This is a genomic window from Nocardia sp. CA-120079, from assembly GCF_050955745.1.
In the GTDB taxonomy this organism is placed as follows: Bacteria; Actinomycetota; Actinomycetes; order Mycobacteriales; family Mycobacteriaceae; genus Nocardia.
This window is the reverse complement of the sequence record NZ_CP192088.1, coordinates 4001606-4023156: the sequence shown is the minus strand read 5'-3', so window position 1 is coordinate 4023156 and position 21551 is coordinate 4001606. Positions and strand designations below refer to the sequence as shown.

The window sequence follows — 21551 nt, the reverse complement described above, 5'->3', positions numbered from 1 at the left end:
CTCAGTTGCCGTGCCGGGGTAGTTGCAGGTCGTAAGTGACGCCTGTTCGCTCGGCGGCCCGCGCCCGCAGCACCGGTTTCGACACCCGCTCGGACGGGGTACGCGGGAAGTCGTCGACGAACTCCACGTAGCGCGGAACCTTGAAGCGCGCCAGCTGATTTCGCGCGGCATCGACAATCAGTCGCGCGGTCGCCGCAGTGCTCTCGACACCGGGTGCCAGTTGCACGAAGGCTTTGACCTCCTCGCCGAACAGTTCGTCCGGCACACCCAGCACCGCCGTCGCGACGACGCTGGGGTCGCGTTCGAGCACCCTTTCGACCTCGGCGCTGGCGATGTTCTCCCCGCCGCGCCGGACCATGTCCTTGATCCGGCCCACCAGGCGGTAACCGCCCGCTTCCCGCACCGCCACATCACCGGTGTGCAGCCAGCCGCCGCGCAGCACCTGTGCGGTATCGCCGGGCCGATTCCAGTAGCCGAGCATCATCGGCATGCCCGAGGTGATCAGTTCACCGGACTGCCCCTCGGCGACGTCGATCCCCTGCGGGTCGACCACCCGGACCTGTTTGGTGGGCACCGGCCGGCCCAGCCGGCCACTGCCGACGTCCGCGCTGTCCTCGGGAAGGCTGACCAGGTCGACGCCGCTTTCGGTCATCCCGAAGATCTCCCGCCACGGCGCACCCCAGCGCTGTTCGAGGTGCTCGTGCAGGGCGACGGGGATGGCCGAGCACAGCACGATGCGCAGCTGGTTGTCGCGGTCCCGAATATCGGGCGGCTGCTTGAACAGCAGGGTCGGCATCGACCCGAGCACGTAGCAGAACGTGGCCCGATGCCTGCGCACATCGGCCATGAAGCCCGAGGCCGAGAACCGGGGCAGCACCACCAGCGGCGCGCCGATCGTCAGGCACAGCGCGGTGTTCCACTGCGGATCCATGTAGGAGAAAGGCTGCGAGGTGAGCGCCACATCGTCGGAGCCGAGCCCCGCCGCATGTGCGCAGACCCACCCGAGCCTGGCCCAGTAGTCGTGGGGCAGCATGCATGCCTTCGGGAATCCGGTTGTCCCCGAGGTGTATTGGAGGTTGGCGAGCGTGCTGCCGGTGATTCCGGCCGCGGGAGCATCCGCGGGGAACCGCGTGAGCTCCCCGGGCGCGGCGACGTCGATGACCCGGACATCGGCCAGATCGCTGTTCGCGGTGCGCACATCGTCGACAAGCGGAGCGTGCGCCGCGTCGGTGAACACCAGTCGCGCACCGGAATCCCGGAGCACGAATTCCAGGTCCGCGCGCCGATATGCCGAATTCACCGGCACCGCGACCCCGCCCGCCGCGAGGATCGACAGCCAGGCGACCGGCCACCGCACCTCATTGGGCAGCATGATCGCGACCCGGTCGCCCGGACGGGCGCCGTCCTCCTCGACCAGCCGCCGCGCCAAACGTGAAGTCCAGTCGGCGATCTCACCGAAAGTCCAGGAACCGTCCTCGAACCGGAGGAACTCGCGCTCACGGGAATGCAGGGCCCGATGCGCCAGAAGCTCGACAAGCGTGTCGATCGGCGGGTCCATGGCCAGGCGTGCGAGTTCGCCGGCCCGTTCTGGATGGACTGAATCTTCGTGGATCACGGGGTCCTCTTCGGAGATTTGCGATGGCGAGCGGCTCGTAGACGAGAGCCAGCTTGTGATGCCAGTCATAACGATAATCCGATACGATCATTTGATCAAGTCATTTGATCCAGTCTACTAAAACGCAGGCCATCCGGCCGCAATCCACCTTTACGACTGGTAGTGTCAGAATTGACTTGATCAACCGATCAAAATCTCGACAGGAGTAGCGCATGGCACGCATCCCCTCCGCCGAACGTCGCGCCGATCTGGTGGCCGCGGCGGTGCGCATGATCGCCGCCCGTGGCGTGGACGGGGCGACCACCCGCTGCATCGCACAGGAGGCCGGCGCCCCGCTGGCCACGCTGCACTACTGCTTCGCCACGAAAGAGTTGCTGTTCGCGGCTGTCTTCGAGCACGTTGCCGCGCAGTACCGGGATGTGTTGACGCGCAACGACGTTCACGGCGATGTACGAACCAGCGCGCGTGCGCTGCTGCGCGGGGTGATGGAGTGGTACCTCACGAACCCGGAGCTCGGCGCTGCCACAGTCGAATTGATCAGCTGGGCCCGCCGCCAATCAGACAAGCAGGCCGAGATGGTCTACAGCGAGGCGTTCACGACCATGCGCACGATCATCGAGTCCGCCGCGACCGCCTCGGGCGAGGCGATCGCGCCGGACACCGTCGAGGCGCTGATCTACATGGTGTCTACCCTGTCGGACGGGTTCGCACTCAACTGGCTGGTGTTCACCGACGATGCCGCGGCACGGCGCCAGATCGAGCTCATCCTGGGCGCACTGGACGCCTGGATGGCCGTCAATCTCGGGTCCGGGCTCAGCGCACAGAGTCCACAGCCCGCACCCGAGAAAGCGCCGCTCTCACTCATGTCTTGGGTGAGCATGCGGTGAGCACGCGTCCGCCCGCCTCGGCGACGAGCCAGCTCAATGACGGATCCGTCCGTTCCATCCACTCCGGATGCCACTGGACACCCAGCACCGGCCGGCCCGGCAGTTCGACCGCCTCCACGACGCCGTCGGCCGTGCGGCCGGTGACGACCAGGCCGGTGCCGCAGCGGTCGACCGCCTGGTGATGCCACGAATTCGTCACCGCGCTCGCACCGAAGATCCGTTCCGCGACCGATCCGGGCTCGAATCGCACCTTGTGATCATCCGCGCCGTCGGTGCTCGGGGGCGATATCGACAGGTGCTCGACGGAACCCGGCGGCAGATGCGGAATCAGGGTGCCGCCCAGCGCGACATTGAGGATCTGTAGACCACGACACACTCCGAGTACCGGGATGTTCCGGTCCAAGGCGGCGCGCACCAGCGCGATTTCGAACCGGTCGCGTTCGACATCGTGGACCATCGGATCGTCGCGCGGATCCACGTCCCGGACCACCGCCGGATCGCCACCCCAGCACGCCGGGTGCACGTCCTGGCCGCCGGTGATGATCACGCCGGAAAGCCAGTGGCACAAGGCTTCCGGATCGGCGTCGTAGGGCAGGTTCACCGGAACTCCGCCCGCCCCGGCGATCCGCTCCGAGAAGTCGGACGTGAAGGTGTCCGCGAAAAGATGGCCGTAGCGGGAGTCCAATCCCGCGATCAACCCGAGCCGGACCCGCCGGCCGGTTGTGCCGATCAGCGGCCGGACCGTCGCACGCGCGATCACGGGAACTCGAAGTATCGGCCCGATTCCCATTCGGACAGTTCGGCGAACGGATCACCGCCGGTGGTGTGGAACTGCATCCACTCCCAGCGCCGCGTGCCGACCCAGTAGTCGACGAATTCGTCGCCGAGTTGCTCGCGCAGAATCGGATCGGCCTCGAACGCGGCAGCCGCCTTGGTGATCGTATCGGGCAGCCGCTCCAAATCCGGCACACACCAGGCCAGATCGCTGACCGGCTCGGGCGGCTCGAGCCCACCGTCGAGTCCGGCGATCACGCCCGCGAGAATCGTCGCGACCGCGAGGTACAGATTCGCGTCCGCGCCGGGCAGCCGATACTCGAGCCGAGACTGGGACGGATGCCCGCACACCGCGCGCACCGCGGTGCTCTTGTTGGCGATACCCCAGGTCACGGTGGTCGGCGGACCGCTCAGATCGACCAGGCGGCGGAAGGAGGTGATCTGCGGCAGCATCACCGACGTCGCGCCGCGCATGGTCGCGAGTAGTCCGGCGACCGCGTGCCGCATGGTGGCCGACGGACCGTCGGGCGCGTAGAACACATTGACCCCGTCGCGTTGCAGAGACAGATTCACATGCGAAGCCTGACCGTACCCGGCGGTCGGCTTGGCCATGAAGGTCACGGTGTGACCGAGCTCGAAGGCCACCTCCCGCATGACCTGCCGGGCGCGAGCCCAGTTGTCGCACACCGACAGCGGATCGCCGGGCACCAGATTCAATTCGACCTGACCCGCCGCGTCCTCGTCACTCCAGGCTTCCCACTCGATGCCGATCTCGTCGAGGCGACGCGCGACCGCCGACATGTAGTCGACCCAATCCTTCGACTTCGCAAGGTGATACGCGGTCCCGGCGGAACCGCCGAGCGGGGTCAGATCGCGGTATCCCTTTGCCCGCGCCTCGTGGATGGACTCCTGGAACAGTGTCGCCTCGATCTCCACCGCGACGGTCGCGGTGTAACCACGGGTCGCCAGCCGGTCGACCAGGGCACGGGCCAGATTGCGCGGACAGATCCCGATCGGGCTGCCGTCGGCCTGCCAGTAGTCGCCGATCACCGACCGCAGGCCGGGCTCCCACTCGATCAGCGTCGACAGATCGGGCCGGAACTGCACGTCCGAGACGTGCCCACGCCACTCCGGGAAGGGAAACCCGAAGGTCGGCGCATTGCCCAGGTCGAGGCCGAACAGCAGATCGGCCATCGCGAAACCCGAACCCGCGCTCGCGGCGAACTTCTTGCGCGCCACGTTTTTTCCGAGGAAGCAGCCCTCGTGATTGGTGGCCTCGAGCCGAACAGTGTGCACCGAATCATCGAGATCGATTGTGGCGGTGTTGATTTCAGACATCGTAACGAACCTTCCAAGAAGCGGCGACCAGCACCGACAGCTGCGAGAGCGTGCCGCGCACGCCGACCAGGCCGGTGGACAGAGCGGCGATCAGATCGTCGGCACCTGAGAAGATCCCGGCCAGCAGCTCCGGCGGCCCCGCGATGACATAGTGGGTGTCGCCCGCACCGACGACGTGCTGATCAATTCCTTCCGGGCCCTCCGTGATCGCAACCAGCATGTCGGGAATGCCCGGCACCGACCGTGCGGCGGCCCAGAACGACTCCGCGGCCTCCCGCCAGTCCGCCAACGGCGGCGACAGCAGAGCCTGCACGGCGACAGCGAGATCACTTGCGCCACCGGGCTCCCCGACCAGGGCGCACCGCCCGTTCAGGTCGACGGTCACGCTGATATCGGGCTCGACGAAAACGCCGCTCGACACCGCGACGACACCGTCGGCGATGGTGACCATGACGGCCTGCGGGGTGTCGTGGGAGCGGACAGCGATCGTGCCCTCGCACGCCGCTACGGAGTCCCTGCCGTTGGCGCGTACGGAATCGGCGATGGTCCGGCCGATCAACCGGACCATCGGACTGGCATCGTCCTCGATCCGAATGTCGACCCCGCCGACCGCGTCAGCCCCGCGTACCGCGAGACCGGTCGTCGTTTCGGTCATCTGATTGTCCTTTCGATTCGACGAGATCGCGTGCGCGGCAAACCAGCGGCAGTGGATCCCGGTGACACAACTTCATAGTCAAATGACTGAGTCATGTGACTATGATCGTGAGGCACAGATCACTTCCTGTCAATGATTTGCGAGGCTTTCCATGAACGACCGCACCCCCGAGTGCTGGAATCTGCTCGACGACAACGCCGCGGCCATAGCCCGCATCTTCGGCCAGACCATCCCGAGACCCCTCCGCGAGCTGGGATCGGAGCGGGCCCGCGCATTGGCGAACACGGAAGCCCCACCCGAGCCGATCACCCCCCTAAATCAAGTTGATCAACTGACCATGTCAACGCGTGCAGGCGCGATCGCCGCTCGCTTGTACCGCGCGGACGGCGCCACCGGCGGCGACTTCGCACCCGCCGTCGTCTATCTGCACGGCGGCGGATTCGTCCTCGGCACCCTGGATGGCGCGGATGAGCTGTGCCGAGGGATCGCCGCAGGCTCAGGCTGGACAGTCGTATCCCTGGAATACCGCCTGGCACCCGAAAACCCTTACCCCGCAGCACTACACGACTGCGTCGACGCCTTCGCCTGGCTGATCCGGAACGCTCCGGAACTCGGCATCGACCCGGACCGAATCGCCATCGCCGGCGACTCCGCCGGTGGCAATCTCGCCGCCGCCCTGTGCCTGCATCGCCGCGACGCAGGCCTACCCCTCCCCCGCACCCAGATCCTCGCCTACCCCGCCGTCGACGACACCTTCACCGCCCCATCATGGACGGAGTTCGCCGACGCTCCCCTGCTCAGCGCCGCCGACGCCCGCTGGTGCTGGGAACAGTACGTCGGCCCGAACCACCCCGGCGGCGACCAATTCGCCGCGCCCCTGCGCGCCGCCTCACTCCGCGACCTCCCACCCGCCCTGATCGTCACCGCCGAGGTCGACCCCCTCCGCGACGACGCAGAGGCCTACGCAGCCCGCCTGTGGCGCGACGATGTCCCGGTAATCCTGACCAGATACCCCGGCGTCTTCCACGGCTTCCTCTCCGAGGTCACCCTGTTCCCCCAGGCCAAGCACGCAATCGACGAAATATGCCTGTACCTGCGCGAATTCGCGCAGAGGTAGGTCAACCGGTTTCGACCGCCGCACGCAGCGCGCGGAATTCCGAGGCGAGGGCGTCGAGGGTGTAGTGGGCGTTGAGCCCGCTGGGGTTGGGCAGAACCCATACCGAGGTGCCACCGATCCGCTCGGGTTGGGGGCCGATCGTGGTGCGCGGACGACCGAAGGCCGTGCGGTAGGCGCCGATACCGAGTACGGCCAGTACTCGGGGTCGATACCGCTCGACCCGATCGACCAGCGCGCGTCCGCCGGCCCGCAGTTCGTCGGCGGTCAGTTGCTCGGCTTTGGCGGTCGTGCGTGCGGCCACATTCGTGATCCCCAAACCCAGCCCGAGCAGTTCCTGCTGTTCGTCGGGCCGCACCAGGTGCGGCGTGAAGCCGGACCGATGCAACGCCGGCCAGAACCGATTTCCCGGACGAGCAAAGTGATATCCGGTGGCCCCGGACCACAGGCCCGGATTGATTCCGCAGAACAGCACATGCAAGCCGGGCCCGATCACATCGGGAACAGTCTTGTCCTGCGCCGCGGCCAGATCCGCAGGCGACGGCCGAACCGACGAACCAGAACCCATTCCCTCAGTCTGCCGGGCGGCAGACCATGTGCCGCAGGGCCCCACAGCGGTGATGAAGAGGGCCGCCTGATCGAGTTCCGTGTACAAGCGTTCCGGCAGCTGTGGGCGATATCGCGAAAGACCGCGTTGACGCCGGCGTGGGTGCGGGCTTGGGCGACAGCGGCTGCTACGGCGGCCAGGTACGCCCGGTTGAAGGCGTTGGCCACGTGGCCCAATTCGTCGTCACCGAAATCCAGTGAAGGCGCCGGATCGTCGGCGGCGAGAGCGGTCGGTAGCGAGCGGATTGCGGCGGTGTCACCGGAGGAGTTCGCGGTGGCAACGAGAATTGGCCGGATGGCATAGATCTTCTGGCCTGCCGGTGGAGGCGGGGTGGACTGCCTGCTGATCAGCCTCGAATGATGACGGTGACATCGGCGGACCGGAAGCTGCTCCGCATCGAGGCGCAAAACGCCGAGACCCGATCGAGCGCAAACCCAAGTGGATTCGCACCCGCGCCACCATGGGCCCCGAGTACTCCGAACTCGAGGGCCTGGTGAAACGCGAAGAGCTGCACACGGTCTGCGAAGAGGCGGGGTGTCCCGACATCTTTCAGCGCGGCGCAGCGGCGTCCGCAGGACTATTACCCCCTGCGCTCAGCCTCGAGCCAACTCCTCCGCGGCCTCGTGACCCGCCGCGCTGGTCCGCTGCAGGAAGTCTGCGATCACTTCGAGCTCAGCCACCGAATAACGAGCGCATAGCTTATCCATGCGATTGTTCATCCCGGAGAACAACTCGAACAATTCGGCATTCCGTTCACGCACAGCACGCAACGTGACCGCACGACGATCCGAGGATTCTGGATCACGCTCGCGCACGATCCACCCGCCCTTCTGCAATCGATCCAAGATTCCCGTCATCGTCGCAGGATGCAGCCCGGCACGACGCCCCAGCGCCGTCGGCGACAGCGGGCCATATCGGTTGATCAGATCGAGGCACGTCCAATCGACATCCTTGACCTCAACCCGGCCACCGAACCTTCGATTGAGCAGCGACAACTGAATATTCAAGTCACGCAACGCTTCCCGCACATCAGCCGTCAACCTCCGCTTACTCCGCGTCGAAGCACGGCCTGCTACCGAACTCATCTTGCGCCACCTCGCCCACATTTATACGGTTTACATATCATACGCAGACCCAGCACAAGCATGGATACGGCGCGCAGAACCGACCGAACGGCGGACGAATTCGCATCGCCAGACCGGCATGACGTCAAGACGGTGTATGCGCCGCCATGTCACCGCCCAACGCCTAGATCGACGGGCGGATTCCGCCGCGGCCGCGACAGCACACCCGCGCGACCGGTTCAGCGAGTCGATCGGATGAATTCGACACGAGAATCTTGTCAATTATTTTGAAATAGATACCACATGAGTTACATATCTTATCGAGAGATGCTCACCACCCTCTCAGCTGTCAAGGTGGAGAACGGCTTCCCGCACGGCTCCCAGCAAGACGTGAGCCGTCGCGGCCACTGGCTGTGGCGGGATCCGTCCCGTCGATCGCTTGGGTGAGCAACGCTCGCACCAGACCGATGTTGTAGCGAGTGCCGGTCTCCGTCCAACGCGACATCCAAGAACCGTTCGCCTCTACACATTCCAGACACGGAGTCGCGTGTACGGATGTCGCGCCTCCAATATGGGCGTAGCCGGTCAGGCCTTACCGGTTTGTCGACGGCCCGAGACCGCGAGCACATTCAGACATACGAATGCGACGGGAAGTAGCGGGAGCACCCGTGCTCGGCGTGTGTCGATCGGCACCCGTTGTGGGACCACCATGTTGCCAGTCGTAAGACCACTGACAGCAAGTGATCCGCTGCGAGAACATATTCCAGATCCGTCAGGCGCACCGATCATGGCGACGAAAGCCGAACGACCGGTAGCCGATTACCGGACGTTCTGGGTGTCGGGCTCCGGTGTGTCTTCGCGGCGCTCGGGTGGAATGCGGCTGGTCTCTGTAACGGGTGGCCGGTGATGGGCGAAGATGAAGGTGCGCACCGGGGTCGGGGGTCGGCCCAGGGATGCCGGGGAGGTTGTCATATGGCGCGGGTGGTGTTCGTGCACGGTATCGGCGCCCAGACCTCGGGTGGGTCGTCGATGACCGGTCCGTGGCTGCGGGCGATGAACGACGGCCTCGCCGGGACCGGCGCCGGCCCGGTGTCGGAGGCCGAGGTTGGGTTCGCGTTCTATGGAAACCTGTTCCGGCCACCCGGGGAATGGCTGTCGATGGATGTCCCGTTCTACGACGCTGCGGATGTGGAGCCGGGCGAGGAGCAGGATCTGCTGGTCGCGTGGTGGCGGGCTGCCGCAGCGGTCGACCCGGAGGTGACGGTGCCGGGCGCGGAGAGTTTGGTGGCTGTGCCGGGCGCGGTGCAGCAGGGTTTGTATCAGTTGTCGCGGTCACGGTTCTTCGCGGGTGTGGCCGAGCGGGTGATGATCTGGAACCTGAAGCAGGTGCACCGGTATTTCACCGAACCCGTGCTGCGGCACCAGATCCGCGATCGGCTCCACACGCTGCTGACGCCCGACACCCGGGTCGTGGTCGCGCACTCGCTAGGGACGGTGGTCGCATACGAAACCCTCTGCGCCACAACCGATCATCAGGTTCGAGCGTTGGTGACGTTGGGATCGCCGTTGGGGATTCCAAACCTGATCTTCGACCGGCTCGACCCGGCCCCGGTCGGCGGGATCGGGCGATGGCCCGGCCCGGACGAGCTGGTGTGGACGAATATCGCTGATCGTGGCGACGTGGTGGCGTTGGTGAAGGACCTGCGTGACCGATTCGGGCCGGGGGTGCGTAATGCGTTGGTGCGCAACGAGTCCCGAGCACACAACGCGGTCCCGTACCTGACCGCCGAACTGACCGGACAGGTCATCGCGGAAGGACTGGCCGACGGTGACTGACCTCGATGTCGGGGGTCCGCGCCGGTTTCTGATCGCGGTGGCTGTGGCCGAGCACAAGTACGAGCCGGGGTGGGATCGGCCCGGGTTGGCGCGAGCGCGGGATGAGGTGATCGCGTTGTTCACCGGCCGGTTCGGGTACGAGCTGGTGACGGTGTTGGGGATGAACCCAACTGCCGATGACCTGCACCAGCGGTTGCGGGCGTTCAGTATGTCAGCGGATCGGCGGCCGGATGATCTGGTGGCCGTGTATTTCACCGGCCACGGCGCCCGGTTACCGTCCACGAGCGAATACGTACTGCTGGCCGCTGATACCAGGCCCGACGATATCGATGACGCGGTACCGGCCCGCGACATCGGCCGATGGATGCTGCAGGGCAGTCCGCTGCGGCGGCTGCTGCTGATGCTGGACACCTGCTACGCCGGCGCCGGCGGCGCCGCGCTGGCCGCTGAGGCGTTAACCGATTTCACCCGGCACTGGCGCGAAGAGACCGGCACCGGGGTGGTGGTGGTCAGCTCGGCGCAACCTCGCCAGGAAGCCCAGGCGACGGCGTTTCCCCGGCTGTTGAAAGCCGCGGTCGACAACCTCGCCACCGCGGGTTACGGGCCTGACATTCTAGCGGTGGGGGCGCTGGTGACGGCGATGAACAGCGACCCGACCCGGCCACACCAGCAGACGGTGGGGTGGACGGTCGCACCCCTGGTCACCGGGGACCCGCCCCCGTTTCTGCCGAACCCCCGCCGCGATCCGCGCCTGTACGAGGTGGATTTGGCGATCCAGCAGGCCGGCGAATGGGAGGCCCACGCCGACCGCCGCGACATCGAGTTCCGCACCCGGCTTCTGATGCGGGCCATGGGGAACCGGGACAACAAAGGCTGGTGGTTCTGCGGCCGCCACACCGCCCTCACCGATATCACCACATGGCTCACCGACCCCCATCCCGATCGGCCGTTGCTCGCCGTGACTGGCGACCCAGGCTCCGGGAAAACCGCGGTTCTCGGGTTGATCGCCACCCTCACCCACCCCGAGTATCACCGCACCGTCCCCCTCTACACCCTTGGCCTGCCCGAACCTGCGATCCCGCCGGTCGGGGCGGTGGATGTCGCGATCTACGCCCAGAACCTCACCCTCGACCAAGTCCGCGACGGCATCGCCGCCGCGGCGCACCTGTCCGCCGCCAGCGTCGGGGAACTCCTCGACGGCCTGCACCAGCGGACACAGGCATTGACCGTGCTCATCGACGGCCTCGACGAAGCCGCCAACCCGGACGAGCTGATCCGGAAACTGTTGCGGCCCTTGATAGATCACGCTGGCGGGCGGGTACGGCTGCTGGCCGGGACCCGGCCGTACCTGTTGCCCGGCCTCGGTATCGACCGCCGACGGTCGATCGATTTGGATGCCGCGCGGTACGCCGACCGTGCCGCGCTGACCACGTATGCGGCGCGGGGGCTGCTCGAAGCCGACCCCGACACCATCTACCGCGGTCAGCCGCCCGAGACGATCCGCGCAGTCGCGAACGCAGTCGCCGAGCAGGCCGACCGGTCGTTCCTGGTCGCCCGCATCGTCGCGGCCACACTGTCCTCCGATCCGCACCTGCCCGACGCCGATGACCGTGCCTGGCGCCGCAGCCTGCCCGCCCTGCCCGGTGCCGCCATGCGCCAGGATCTTCACTCGCGGCTGGGAAGTGATGCTGAACGTGCGCGGGATTTATTGCGGCCGTTGGCGTTCGCTCAGGGCCAGGGCCTGCCGTGGGAAGACTTGTGGGCGCCATTGGCCTCGCGTCTCGCTGACACGAGCTACACCGACCAGGATCTGATGTGGCTGCGCCGCACCGCGGGATCCTATGTCGTGGAAGCCACCGAAACCGGGCGCTCGGCCTACCGGCTCTACCATCAAGCCCTCGCCGAACACCTCACCGACGGACTGGACTCCGCTCCGATCCACGCGATGTTCGTCGAGGTCCTGCGCCAACGCGTCCCGGTCACCGCCGACGGTGACCGCGACTGGTCCCGCGCGCACCCGTACGCCCTGGCGCACCTGGCCACCCACGCCGCCCTCGCCGGGCTGGTCGACGACCTCGTGACCGACACCGGCTACCTCGCCCACGCCGACCCGACTACCCTGCTGGCGGCCCTGCACACTGTCACCACCGACACCGGGCACCGCACCCGCGCCGTCTACCGCTGCTCCGCTGCCTACCACCGCCACCTTCCCCCGCCGCGACGCCGGCAGATCCTGGCCATCGACGCCGCCCGCTTCCACGCCACCGCCCTGCAGGCGCAGTTCAACCGCGGCCTGACCTGGCCGTGCCGGTGGGCCACCGGAACCCAAACCCACCCCGCTCACCGCGCCACCCTCACCGGCCACACCAGCGGGGTGCGCGCGGTGGCATGCACCAGCATCAATGGGCGGCCGGTCGCCATCACCGGCAGCGACAGCGGGACCGTGCGGGTCTGGGACCTGGACACCGGGGGTGAACACGCCGCCCTCACCGGCCACACCAACACCGTGTACACCGTGGCGTGCACCAGCATCGACTCCCGGCCGGTGGCCGTCACCAGCAGCAGCGACGAGACAGTGCGGGTGTGGGACCTGGACACCGGGCGTCAACGCGCCATCCTCACCGGCCACACCGGCGGAGTGCGCGCGGTGGTGTGCGCGAGTATCGATGGGCGGCCGGTCGCCGTCGCCGGCAGGGACAACGGGACGGTGCAGGTCTGGGACCTGGATACGGGGCGCGAACGCGCCGTCCTCACCGGCCACACCGGCGGAGTGCGCGCGGTGGCGTGCACGAGTATCGATGGTCGGCCGGTCGCCGTCACCTGCAGTGGCGACGAGACAATACGAGTGTGGGATCTGACCAGGGGGCGCGAACGCGCCGCCTTCACCGGCCACACCAACACGGTGATCGCGGTGGCCTGCACGAGTATCGACTCCCGGCCGGTTGCCGTCACCAGCAACTATGACGCGACGGTGCGGGTATGGGACCTGAACACCGGCAGCGAACGCGCCGTCCTCACCGGCCACACCGGCGCGGTGCACACGGTGGCGTGCACCAGCATCGAGGGGCGTCCGGTCGCCGTCACCGGCAGCGAAGACGACACGGTGCGGGTATGGGACCTGGACACCGGCAGCGAACGCGCCGTCCTCACCGGCCACACCCGCTGGGTGGCCGCGGCGGCGTGCACCAGCATCGACGAACGGCCAGTCGCCGTCACCGGCAGCAGCGACGCGACAGTGCGGGTGTGGGACCTGGACACCGCGCAGGGACACGCCGCACCCACCGGCCGGGTCGACGCGGTGGCGACCACGAGTATCGATGGCCGGGCGGTCGCCGTCATCGGCAACGGCGACAAGACAGTACGGGTGTGGGACCTGGACACCGGGGGTGAACGCGCCGTCCTCACCATCCCCACCGACTGGGTGACCTCCATGGCATGCACCAGCATCGACGGGCGACCGGTCGCTCTCACCGGCAGCGACGACGCCACCGTGCGGGTATGGGACCTGGACACCGGACGTGAACGCGCCACCCTCACCGGCCATATCGGCACGGTGCACACCGTGGCATGCACGAGTATCCGTGGTCGGCCGGTCGCTCTCACCGGGAGCCAGGACAAAGCGTTGCGGGTGTGGGACCTGGACACCGGGGGTGAACGCGCCGTCCTCACCGGCCACAACGGCGAGGTGTACGCGGTGGCTTGCACCAATATCAACGGCCGACCGGTCGCCATCACCGGCAGCGACGACAAGACGGTGCGGGTGTGGAACCTGGACACCGGACGTGAACCCGCCACCCTCACCGGCCACACCAACACCGTGATCGCAGTGGCGTGCACCAGCATCGATGGGCGACCGGTCGCCGTCACCGGCAGCTTCGACGAGACGGTGCGGGTGTGGGACCTGACCACCGGACGGGAACAAGCAGTCCTCACCAGCCCGGTGGCCGCACTGGCGTGCACCACCCTCGACGGACGGCCCGTGGTTATCACCGCCGGCTACGACCAGATCACGCGGATCTGGGATCTGACGACGATGACCCTCACAGCTGTGATCGACTGCCCCGCGCCTGAACCCGTCGTCGCAGCAAGCCCCGGAGCAGACATAATCCTGGGCCTCGGCAACGACATCGCCGTCCTCACACGACGGCCACCGGCACAGACACCCGGAACCCGACCAACAGCATAAGCAACGAACCCATTCCCCCACATACAATCTGCTCGGACGGGCACTGACCGCGGTCTCGGGCGTAGATGAAAACACCCTTCACACAGTGGAATTCACCCACACCGCAACCGGACAGCTGGCCTCGCAGCAACTCGACCTCCGGCCACCGGACCGCGCTCGACATTATGGGAAAAAAGCACACGCTCTCTTCGAAACTTTTTCCGAGAGAGCGGATTCCGACGACAAGCGCAAGCAGCGTTGACCGTCGCCTATAAGGCGTTGACCACGGAATTGATGCTCGAGATCTTCGGCATCCACGCCCATCCCGCAAGTGGTGCACGCTGACCGGGGCACCTCGATATGCACGCGTCCACGCCGGCTTCGGCGCGGACGTCCGCCCCGAGGCCGATGGCCGCGCCAGGAAGCTCTGCCGCCAGTTCGTCCGTCACGCCGACATCGAGGTCACCGCGACGCCCAGCATGCTCTCCGACGAAAGACCAGCCAGAAACGACGTTTACGGCGCTGGGGCCGCCAGCATGCTGCTTTCGGCGTCCGCGGCCCGCGCACCGTTCCGTGCCGCAACATAGAACGCGAGATGAGCCGATGCGACTGTATCCCAGGTGAATTCGGCTGCCAGTGCCGTGCCGCGGGCGCGGCGTGAGGTATCGGGCACAATCGCCGAAGCCATCGCTTCGGCCATTGTTTCCGGGGTGGTGGCGTACTCGACCGCGTCGGCGAAGACCTCGCGCAGGACCGGGAGATCACGGGCGACCACAGGTGTTCCGGCGACCAGGGCCTCCATGGCCGCAAGGCCGAATCCTTCCTTGGTGGACAGGAACGGCAGCACCGAGGCGGCGGCGACCAGCGCGGGTAGTTCGGCGTGCTCGACGGTACCGAGCACTATTGGTTCGATGCCGAGTTCGTTCGCTCGCCTGTCGAATTCGGCTCGATATTCGCGATAGTCGAACAAGGTTTCCCCGCCCGCGATCACCAACCGGTGCGCGGGCGCGGTTCGTGCGAATACCGCGAATGCCTCCAGGAGGTCGAGGCTTCCCTTGCGTGGTTCGATTCCACCGACCGCGAGCACATACCGGCCGAACCGCTCCCGCCAAGCCGCGCGCCGCGCGGACGGGATCGCTCCGGTGCCGGCGGCCGCCGCGAATCGTTCGTATTCGACACCGTTCGGGATGACCGTCGGCTCGAAACCCCATCCGGCCCTGACCTCTTCGGCGACTGCGGCCGATACGCAGATCCGGGCATATGGCTGCACGATCGCCCGTTCGTGGCAGGCCGCGAGCTCGGGAGTTGTGAACTGGTCGAGATGGTGGATGGTGCGGATGCAGTGCCCGACCGCGTTGGCGCTGATGCAGTCCTGTGCGTGCACGATGTCGTAGTCGCCGGGCCGGAATGCCTTGCGCAGGACTTCGATCGAGCGGATGATCCGGTGTCCCACCGTTTCCGAGGCATTCGCCTCGAACGGAACCACCTCGACGTGCACGCCCGGGTCGAGCGGACGGAAGAACGCGCTGTCGCCACCGCGTCCCAGTGTCCACACGGTCACCTCCGCGCCTGCCCTGGTCAGCGCCTCGGCGAGATTCAGAGTGTGCACGACCCCGCCACGCGGTTTGGTGGAGTAGGTGAGCAGCGCGATGCGCATCAGCGAGTTCCCGTCTCGCGCAACAGATTGCGGTAGGTGTCGACGCGTCGTTCGTCGAGGTGCCGCAGGGTGCGGCGAGCCCGCTCCACCTCCCGCTCGACATCGACGTCGGCCACGGCCAGCCCGCCCTTGGACCAGGTCTTCGCCAAGATGTCGCCGCCGGGGCCGACCACCTTCGCTTGGCCGAGGAAGCGCAGCGAGCCGGTGACACCGGTTTGGTTGGACGAGGCGAGCACAACCTGGTTTTCGGCGGCGCGGGCCATGTCGTAGAGGTCGAACAGTCGGGCCTGCCGGTCATTGGGCATCCGCGAGGCCCGATCGGTGACGCTGGCCGGCCAGGCCGACAGCGCGCCGATGATGTGGGCGCCATCGAGGGCGAGGGTGCGGGCCGATTCGGGAAAGGTCTTGTCGTAGTCGATCAGCATGCCGAGCCGACCGACCGGCGTGTCGAACGCGGTGAAGGTGTCCCCCGCCGCATACGCGAGGTGCTCCCCCGCGGGCTGATGCACCTTCCGGTGGTTTCCGAGGATGCCATCACCGGTGAGACAGCTGGCCGCGTTGTAGCGCAGATCGCCATCCTTCTCGGCGTATCCCACGCACACCGTCATCGGACCCGCCATCGAGCACAGCATGCGCAACTCCGGGCCGTCGGGATCGATCGGTTCGGGCAGCGGCCCGATCGTCGGGTTGCGCAGATCGCCGATATAGCCACCGAGGGTGGCGTCGGGCAGCACCAGCAGGTCGACCCCATCCTGGATGAGCCGTTCGAAGATACCGTCGAGTTTTTCCAGCGCGCGACCGATATCCCGGCCGAAGTGCCCGGCCAGCGCGGCGATTCGTGTGGTTCCCATCGGCATCGACTAGGCGGTTTTGTTGCCAGCGACCTGTAAGAAGTCGCGATCGACCACCGAGGCATGGACGTGCACCGCGATGTGATCGGCGAGGAACTCGGCGTCCCTGGCGATGGCCGCGAACCGGCCCGACCCCCAGGTGTGCAGCCACGGCAGGCCGAGGAAGAACAGCCCGGGCGCGGTGGTGACGCCGCGGTTATGGCACGGATGGCCCTCGCCGTCGAATACTCCGACGCGCAGCCACCGATAGTCGGTGCGGAATCCGACCGACCACACCACCGAGGTGATGCCGGTATCGGCGAGATCCAATGTGGTGACCTCATTTTCGGGTCGCCACACCGGGACGTAGCGGGGTTCCTCAGGTGCGTCGATGTTTTCGCGCGCGATATAGGCGTCGATCGAGTCCTTGATGCTCTCGGCGACGGCATCGGCGGCATCGAGCGATTTCTCCAGTGTCGGCGCGAACCGCAATGTCGTGCCGTCGCAGTCGAGCAGTCTGCCGTACAGCGACATACCTTCGAGGGCGAATTGGCGGAGGTCGATATCGCGGCCGCCGTCGCGACCGGTCACATAGTGGTTGGTGTTCTCGCGCTTGCCGAGCCCGCCCGGTTGCTCCTCGATCGGCAGGTCGTAGTGCCCCATATCCTGTAGCCAGGCCACGCAGTCACGGCCACGGTAGAACCGTGCCACGCGGGGGGCATCGCCGGCGACCAGGTGCACCTTACGGCCGTCCAGGTGCAGGTCCTCGGCGATCTGCGCACCGGACTGCCCTGTGCCGATCACCAGCACCTCCCCCTCGGGAAGCGCTGCGCCACTGCGGTATTCGACCGAATGCAGCTGTTCGATGGTCGGCGGCAGTTTCTCGGCGTAGCGCGGGACGACCGCCTCGTGGTAACCACCGGTCGCTACCACGACCTGGTTCGCGTGTAATGGACCGGCGCTGGTGTCGATGTCGTATCCGCTGTCAGCGGCCGGACGGACGGAGGTGACCACGACCCCCTCCCGGACCGGGGCGTTGAACACATCGGCGTAGGCGCGCACGAACGCATACACTTCGTCGCGCTTCATGAATCCGTTCGGATCCGGCCCGCTATAGGGATAGCCGGGCAGCACGCATTGCCAGTTCGGTGTCACCAGAGTGAAGTTGTCCCAGCGGCTGTCGAGCCACTCGTGGGCGATGGTGTCGCGTTCCAGCACGATGTGGTGGATGCCATGACGGGTCAGATGCCAGCTGATGGACAGTCCGGCCTGACCCGCGCCGATCACTACAACCTCGTATTCGGTGGTCATTGCTGTTCTCCAACGGTATTCGCGACCACCAGCGCCGGTGTCATCGAGACTACGCGGATGAATTCGCACTGTTCGAATTGCGCGGCGGTGCGTTCGATTGCGGTCAGCTGGTCGGCCGCCGAACTGCAGTAGTAGCCGAACTTCGCGCGTACCCGCTCGCTGGCCTCGTTCAACGCCGTACGCGTACGGGCGAGGAATTCGGCGATGGGATAGGTCTTTCCGGCCTCGAGGTGATCGTGCATCACCAGCGACGGCGAATAGCACGATTGGCTGGTCCCGTTCGGCCACTCGATCACGAAGGTCATCTCAGGCATGCGACGGCTCCAGGTCTGTCGGCGCTGTCGGCTGTCCGACAACGTCGTATTCGCGAACCACGCTGTGGTACAGGTCAGGACGACGGTCACGCAGGTTGTACATGCCGCCGCCGCGGGCCAGCCCGAGCACCTCGGCGACGTCGACCGTGGCGGTCGCCAGCCCCGGCTCGACGCCGGTCGTGGCGAGCACATCCCCGCCGGGGCCGACGATCTTGGCGCTGCACACGAATCGCAGCGATCCGAAGGTGCCCGCCTGGTTGGACGCCACCCACACCACCTGGTTCTCCACCGCGCGCGCCTGGTCGAAGATGTCGAAGCGACGCTTCCACCGATCGTCTTCCAGATTCGGCACGGTCTGCGTCCGGGCGGTCGGCCAGGCCGACAACGAGGTGATGATCTCGGCGCCATCCAGTGCCAGCGCTCGTGCGGCCTCAGGAAACGCCTTGTCGTAGCAGATCTGCATACCCATCCGGCCGACCGGCGTATCGAATGCCTTGTACTCGAAACCAGCTGCGTAGCAGAGATTTTCACCGAGCGGTTGATGAACCTTGCGGTAGGAGCCGAGGATTCCGTCACCGCACAGCGTGACTGCCGCGTTGTAGCGGGTGTCTCCGTCGGCCTCGCAGAATCCCAGGGTGATCACCAGATCGCCCGCCATGTCGACGACTCGGCGCAACTCGGGACCATCCAGTGCGAGTGCGGGCGGCAACGCGCGCAGTCTGCGCTGCTTGGCCTCCTCGGTCTCGTCCCCGCCCCCCAGACTGGGCAGATAGCCGCCGAGGCAGGCCTCGGGCAGCACCAGCAACCGGCTGCCGCGGGCGCGGGCCTGCTCGATGAGGCGGGCGATCGTGCGATAGCCCTCTTCCATATCGCGGCCGAACTCTGCGGCGGCGACGGAGATCGTGAGGTTCATGATGCTCCCAATCCGGTCACGGTGCCGTGCACCGCGCGTGTAGTGATGCCGTCCGGCCAGCACAGCTGGACACCGGGCGTCGAGACCAGTCGTCCGCAGGCCGCCGAGGTTGCCGGCCCCGGCGGCGCGATCGGCGCGCCGGGCCGGTCCGCGGTGATCATCGCGAAACCCGGGAAACAGGTGAGCCAGTCGGCGACTGCGACGGTGTCGGGGCGCGGAATGCGCGCTACCTCCAGTTCGGCGCCGAGGCCGCTGGCCTCGGCGAGCATGCCGGTGGTGCCTGCCAGGCCGGCCATACTGATGTCCTTGGCCGCGGCTGGGGCGGACCGAGCCACGAATTCCGCCAGTGCCCGCAGTTCGGTACCGCTGCGTCGGGAGGTGGAATCCCATTGCTGGCCGTGGTATCCGGGACGCCAGCCGCCCGCGAGATCGGCGGTCAGTCGTAGCTCATCACCGAGCCTGCCACCGCCCCCACGCACCGGCACGGCGGCACGGCCGAGCGCCGTGACCGATAGCGATGGGGGGACCGACACTTGTGTGTGTCCGCCGAGTACCGGGACATCCCAGGCCTCGGCGGCGCGGGCGAGCCCGCGGATTACCCGGGTCAGCAGTGAGTGGGTCGGCGCACCGATCGCATCGAGCAGGCCGATCGGGGTGGCACCCATGGCCGACAGGTCATTGATGTTGACCAGGACCGAACACCACCCGGCCCATTCCGGATCACGTTCTACCATCGACGGGAGGATGGCGTCACATGCCGCAATGAGGTCGCTGCCCGGCACCGGGACACCGTCATCCCCACGAAATCCCTTGCCGCCCAGAGCGAGCGACGAGCCACGCAGCGGCGCCAGCGTCTGCGCGAGCAACGCCTTGGTGGCGCCGACCAACCGCTGAATCCGATCGATCGGCCACCGCATCCAGGTGTGCGCGACGCCGCCGATCACCTTGTCGCCGAGCCTGATCCAGCCCAGGCGAGCGAACATGGACTCGTAGCGGGTCTGCACGGTAGCCTCGAACCGCAACACATTGTGGCTTTCGGCGTAAGCACATGCCGCCACCACCAGGGCCGGGCCGACACCGGCGGCGCGGCGACTCCGATCCACCACCAGTCTGCTGCCCGTCCACCAACCCAGATCCTCCACGGTCGCGGGAGACAAACGCACGCCGCCGAGGACGACGCCATCGGAATCCAGCGCAACGAGCACACGGGTGCGTGGATCATCATCGTTGTCGTCGCCGTCGCTACCGACGAACAATCCCTGATCGACAACGAACTCGGCGCGCCGCAATACCCGGTAGGCAGCCAGTTGACGCTGGTCGGCCGGTTGGATAAGGAAATCCGTTGCGCCGGAGCTGTTTACCGGCACACCGGCAAGCAGGCACAGGTCCGTGGCTGAGCTGTCCATCTCAACCGCCCGCGTTCTGCAGCACGCTGCAGGCCCCGCAGGCAGCGCATCCGGCGCGCTGGTCCACACCGAGCATCCCGGCTCGCTGCAGTTCTTCGGCCACTCGATTGGTGACCTCGGCCAGCAGTTGCGGAGTCGGCGCCGTCGCTCCGTCCACGTCGACGGCGAGCGTGCCCGCCAGCGGACGGAACGGCACCACGAACGGGTACACGCCGATATCGATGAGTGCGGCTGCGCCGGAGACCAATTCGTCAGGATTCTCGCCGAGCCCGACCAGCAGGTAGGTCGAGACCTGATTGCGGCCGAACACCCGCACCGCCTCGACCCAGGCCGCCCGATATTCGCTCAGCGGCACCGTCGCCTTGCCCGGCATCCACCGCTTGCGCACCTCGTCATCGAGTGATTCGACGTGGATGCCAATGGAATCCGCGCCCGCCTCGCGCAACTCGGTGAGCACGTGCAGATCGCCGGGGGGCTCGCACTGCACTTGAATCGGCAGTTCCGGCACGGCCGCCTTGACCGCCCGCACGCAGCGGGCCAGATGCCGGGCGCCGCGATCTCTGGCCGCCGAGGTACCGGTGGTCATCACCATCTGCTCGACGCCGTCCAGGCGGACCGCGGCCGCCGCGACCTCCGCGAGCTGGTCGGGCCGCTTCACCGCGATGGTGCTGCCCGCGGCCAGCGAGGCTTCGATAGCGCAGAACCGGCAGCGCTGGTCCTCGCCGTAGCGGATGCAGGTCTGCACCACAGTGGTAGCCAGTACATTCGAGCCGTGTAGTTTGGCGATCTTCTCGTAGGACACTCCGTCGGCGGTGGCCAGGTCGTAGAACATGGGCCTGCGGACGGGCTCGATCTCGATACCCGTATCGATGCCGGACTGCAGCAGCCGGTTGCCCGACAAGACGAACGGGCTGTCGGAGCGGATCGGAACGGCGGCGCCGATGCCGTCGATGAGTACGTGACCGTCGTCGCTGGGGCCCGCACCGGAGCGGCGCCCCACCGGCACCTCGGCGCGAACGCCGAGCAATGCCAGATCGACTCGAGTGGACAGACCTGTCATCGGGT

Annotated in this window: 17 protein-coding genes and 1 pseudogene; 5 read left to right on the top strand and 13 right to left on the bottom strand. The window is 67.0% G+C overall.

What is annotated here, in order from left to right; all coding sequences use genetic code 11:
* Position 1: 1 nt before the first annotated feature.
* The gene (locus ACQPYR_RS18285) at positions 2–1615 is read right to left on the bottom strand and encodes a class I adenylate-forming enzyme family protein (RefSeq protein WP_433633741.1); all 1614 of its coding nucleotides are present in this window, start codon (positions 1613–1615) and stop codon (positions 2–4) included.
* Between the two features lie 212 nt (positions 1616–1827).
* Between ACQPYR_RS18285 and ACQPYR_RS18280 the strand changes: the two genes are divergently transcribed.
* On the top strand, positions 1828–2502 hold the full coding sequence (locus ACQPYR_RS18280) for a TetR/AcrR family transcriptional regulator (RefSeq protein WP_433633738.1): 675 nt from the start codon (positions 1828–1830) through the stop codon (positions 2500–2502).
* Here ACQPYR_RS18280 and ACQPYR_RS18275 read toward each other — a convergent pair.
* From ACQPYR_RS18275 to ACQPYR_RS18265, 3 genes are read right to left on the bottom strand one after another with little or no spacing between them, the layout of a single operon-like run.
* Positions 2477–3262 carry a gamma-glutamyl-gamma-aminobutyrate hydrolase family protein gene (locus tag ACQPYR_RS18275; protein WP_433633736.1) on the bottom strand — a complete coding sequence of 262 codons (786 nt, stop codon included), beginning with the start codon at positions 3260–3262 and terminating at the stop codon, positions 2477–2479. The genes ACQPYR_RS18280 and ACQPYR_RS18275 overlap by 26 nt on opposite strands.
* Positions 3259–4614 (bottom strand): glutamine synthetase family protein, encoded by a 1356-nt coding sequence (locus tag ACQPYR_RS18270; protein ID WP_433633733.1) that lies wholly within the window; start codon positions 4612–4614, stop codon positions 3259–3261. The genes ACQPYR_RS18275 and ACQPYR_RS18270 overlap by 4 nt, the downstream gene beginning before the upstream one ends.
* Positions 4607–5269, bottom strand: coding sequence for a hypothetical protein (locus ACQPYR_RS18265; RefSeq protein ID WP_433633731.1), 663 nt, complete (start codon positions 5267–5269; stop codon positions 4607–4609). Before ACQPYR_RS18265 ends, ACQPYR_RS18270 begins: the two co-directional genes overlap by 8 nt.
* Before the next feature lie 151 nt (positions 5270–5420).
* Here ACQPYR_RS18265 and ACQPYR_RS18260 point away from each other — a divergent pair, with 151 nt between their 5' ends.
* Positions 5421–6386, top strand: coding sequence for an alpha/beta hydrolase (locus tag ACQPYR_RS18260; protein WP_433633728.1), 966 nt, complete (start codon positions 5421–5423; stop codon positions 6384–6386).
* 1 nt (position 6387) lies between these two features.
* On the opposite strand, the gene mug is transcribed toward ACQPYR_RS18260, so the two are convergent.
* On the bottom strand, positions 6388–6951 hold the full coding sequence (gene mug / locus ACQPYR_RS18255) for a G/U mismatch-specific DNA glycosylase (RefSeq protein ID WP_433633726.1): 564 nt from the start codon (positions 6949–6951) through the stop codon (positions 6388–6390).
* Positions 6952–7346: 395 nt separating this feature from the next.
* On the opposite strand from mug, the pseudogene ACQPYR_RS18250 reads away from it, so the two are divergent.
* Positions 7347–7543, top strand: a pseudogene (locus ACQPYR_RS18250) (lipoyl synthase); the annotation flags it as partial.
* Positions 7544–7583: 40 nt separating this feature from the next.
* On the opposite strand, the gene ACQPYR_RS18245 reads toward ACQPYR_RS18250, so the two are convergent.
* The gene (locus ACQPYR_RS18245) at positions 7584–8075 is read right to left on the bottom strand and encodes a MarR family transcriptional regulator (protein WP_433633723.1); all 492 of its coding nucleotides are present in this window, start codon (positions 8073–8075) and stop codon (positions 7584–7586) included.
* A gap of 951 nt (positions 8076–9026) precedes the next feature.
* Here ACQPYR_RS18245 and ACQPYR_RS18240 point away from each other — a divergent pair.
* Positions 9027–9890: a hypothetical protein gene (locus ACQPYR_RS18240; RefSeq protein ID WP_433633721.1), complete on the top strand. Its 864-nt coding sequence runs from the start codon at positions 9027–9029 to the stop codon at positions 9888–9890.
* The gene (locus ACQPYR_RS18235) at positions 9883–14076 is read left to right on the top strand and encodes a caspase family protein (protein ID WP_433633719.1); all 4194 of its coding nucleotides are present in this window, start codon (positions 9883–9885) and stop codon (positions 14074–14076) included. Before ACQPYR_RS18240 ends, ACQPYR_RS18235 begins: the two co-directional genes overlap by 8 nt.
* A gap of 493 nt (positions 14077–14569) precedes the next feature.
* On the opposite strand, the gene ACQPYR_RS18230 is transcribed toward ACQPYR_RS18235, so the two are convergent.
* Genes ACQPYR_RS18230 through ACQPYR_RS18200 form a run of 7 tightly spaced genes read right to left on the bottom strand, consistent with a single transcriptional unit; the run spans position 14570 to position 21546 of the window.
* The gene (locus ACQPYR_RS18230) at positions 14570–15712 is read right to left on the bottom strand and encodes an MSMEG_0565 family glycosyltransferase (protein WP_433633717.1); all 1143 of its coding nucleotides are present in this window, start codon (positions 15710–15712) and stop codon (positions 14570–14572) included.
* A complete protein-coding gene (locus ACQPYR_RS18225; RefSeq protein WP_433633715.1) occupies positions 15712–16563 on the bottom strand; it encodes a carbon-nitrogen hydrolase family protein in 852 nt (283 codons plus the stop codon). Before ACQPYR_RS18225 ends, ACQPYR_RS18230 begins: the two co-directional genes overlap by 1 nt.
* A 9-nt stretch (positions 16564–16572) precedes the next feature.
* Positions 16573–17853: an MSMEG_0569 family flavin-dependent oxidoreductase gene (locus ACQPYR_RS18220; protein WP_433633712.1), complete on the bottom strand. Its 1281-nt coding sequence runs from the start codon at positions 17851–17853 to the stop codon at positions 16573–16575.
* Positions 17850–18167, bottom strand: a complete 318-nt coding sequence (locus tag ACQPYR_RS18215; protein WP_433633710.1) for an MSMEG_0570 family nitrogen starvation response protein — start codon at positions 18165–18167, stop codon at positions 17850–17852. The genes ACQPYR_RS18220 and ACQPYR_RS18215 overlap by 4 nt, the downstream gene beginning before the upstream one ends.
* Entirely contained in the window at positions 18160–19080 is a 921-nt protein-coding gene (locus ACQPYR_RS18210) for a carbon-nitrogen hydrolase family protein (RefSeq protein ID WP_433633705.1), read from the bottom strand. The genes ACQPYR_RS18215 and ACQPYR_RS18210 overlap by 8 nt, the downstream gene beginning before the upstream one ends.
* Positions 19077–20486: an MSMEG_0567/sll0787 family protein gene (locus ACQPYR_RS18205; protein ID WP_433633703.1), complete on the bottom strand. Its 1410-nt coding sequence runs from the start codon at positions 20484–20486 to the stop codon at positions 19077–19079. Before ACQPYR_RS18205 ends, ACQPYR_RS18210 begins: the two co-directional genes overlap by 4 nt.
* A 1-nt stretch (position 20487) precedes the next feature.
* Positions 20488–21546 carry an MSMEG_0568 family radical SAM protein gene (locus ACQPYR_RS18200; RefSeq protein ID WP_433633701.1) on the bottom strand — a complete coding sequence of 353 codons (1059 nt, stop codon included), beginning with the start codon at positions 21544–21546 and terminating at the stop codon, positions 20488–20490.
* Positions 21547–21551: the final 5 nt, after the last annotated feature.

Excerpts from the sequence above, each read along its gene's own strand:
- ACQPYR_RS18270 (WP_433633733.1), bottom strand. The coding sequence starts at position 4,614 with ATGTCTGAAATCAACACCGCCACAATCGATCTCGATGATTCGGTGCAC.
- mug (WP_433633726.1), bottom strand. The coding sequence starts at position 6,951 with ATGGGTTCTGGTTCGTCGGTTCGGCCGTCGCCTGCGGATCTGGCCGCG.
- ACQPYR_RS18280 (WP_433633738.1), top strand. The coding sequence starts at position 1,828 with ATGGCACGCATCCCCTCCGCCGAACGTCGCGCCGATCTGGTGGCCGCG.
- ACQPYR_RS18205 (WP_433633703.1), bottom strand. The coding sequence starts at position 20,486 with ATGGACAGCTCAGCCACGGACCTGTGCCTGCTTGCCGGTGTGCCGGTA.
- ACQPYR_RS18215 (WP_433633710.1), bottom strand. The coding sequence starts at position 18,167 with ATGCCTGAGATGACCTTCGTGATCGAGTGGCCGAACGGGACCAGCCAA.
- ACQPYR_RS18210 (WP_433633705.1), bottom strand. The coding sequence starts at position 19,080 with ATGAACCTCACGATCTCCGTCGCCGCCGCAGAGTTCGGCCGCGATATG.
- ACQPYR_RS18200 (WP_433633701.1), bottom strand. The coding sequence starts at position 21,546 with ATGACAGGTCTGTCCACTCGAGTCGATCTGGCATTGCTCGGCGTTCGC.
- ACQPYR_RS18265 (WP_433633731.1), bottom strand. The coding sequence starts at position 5,269 with ATGACCGAAACGACGACCGGTCTCGCGGTACGCGGGGCTGACGCGGTC.
- ACQPYR_RS18220 (WP_433633712.1), bottom strand. The coding sequence starts at position 17,853 with ATGACCACCGAATACGAGGTTGTAGTGATCGGCGCGGGTCAGGCCGGA.
- ACQPYR_RS18260 (WP_433633728.1), top strand. The coding sequence starts at position 5,421 with ATGAACGACCGCACCCCCGAGTGCTGGAATCTGCTCGACGACAACGCC.
- ACQPYR_RS18225 (WP_433633715.1), bottom strand. The coding sequence starts at position 16,563 with ATGGGAACCACACGAATCGCCGCGCTGGCCGGGCACTTCGGCCGGGAT.
- ACQPYR_RS18245 (WP_433633723.1), bottom strand. The coding sequence starts at position 8,075 with ATGAGTTCGGTAGCAGGCCGTGCTTCGACGCGGAGTAAGCGGAGGTTG.
- ACQPYR_RS18230 (WP_433633717.1), bottom strand. The coding sequence starts at position 15,712 with ATGCGCATCGCGCTGCTCACCTACTCCACCAAACCGCGTGGCGGGGTC.
- ACQPYR_RS18240 (WP_433633721.1), top strand. The coding sequence starts at position 9,027 with ATGGCGCGGGTGGTGTTCGTGCACGGTATCGGCGCCCAGACCTCGGGT.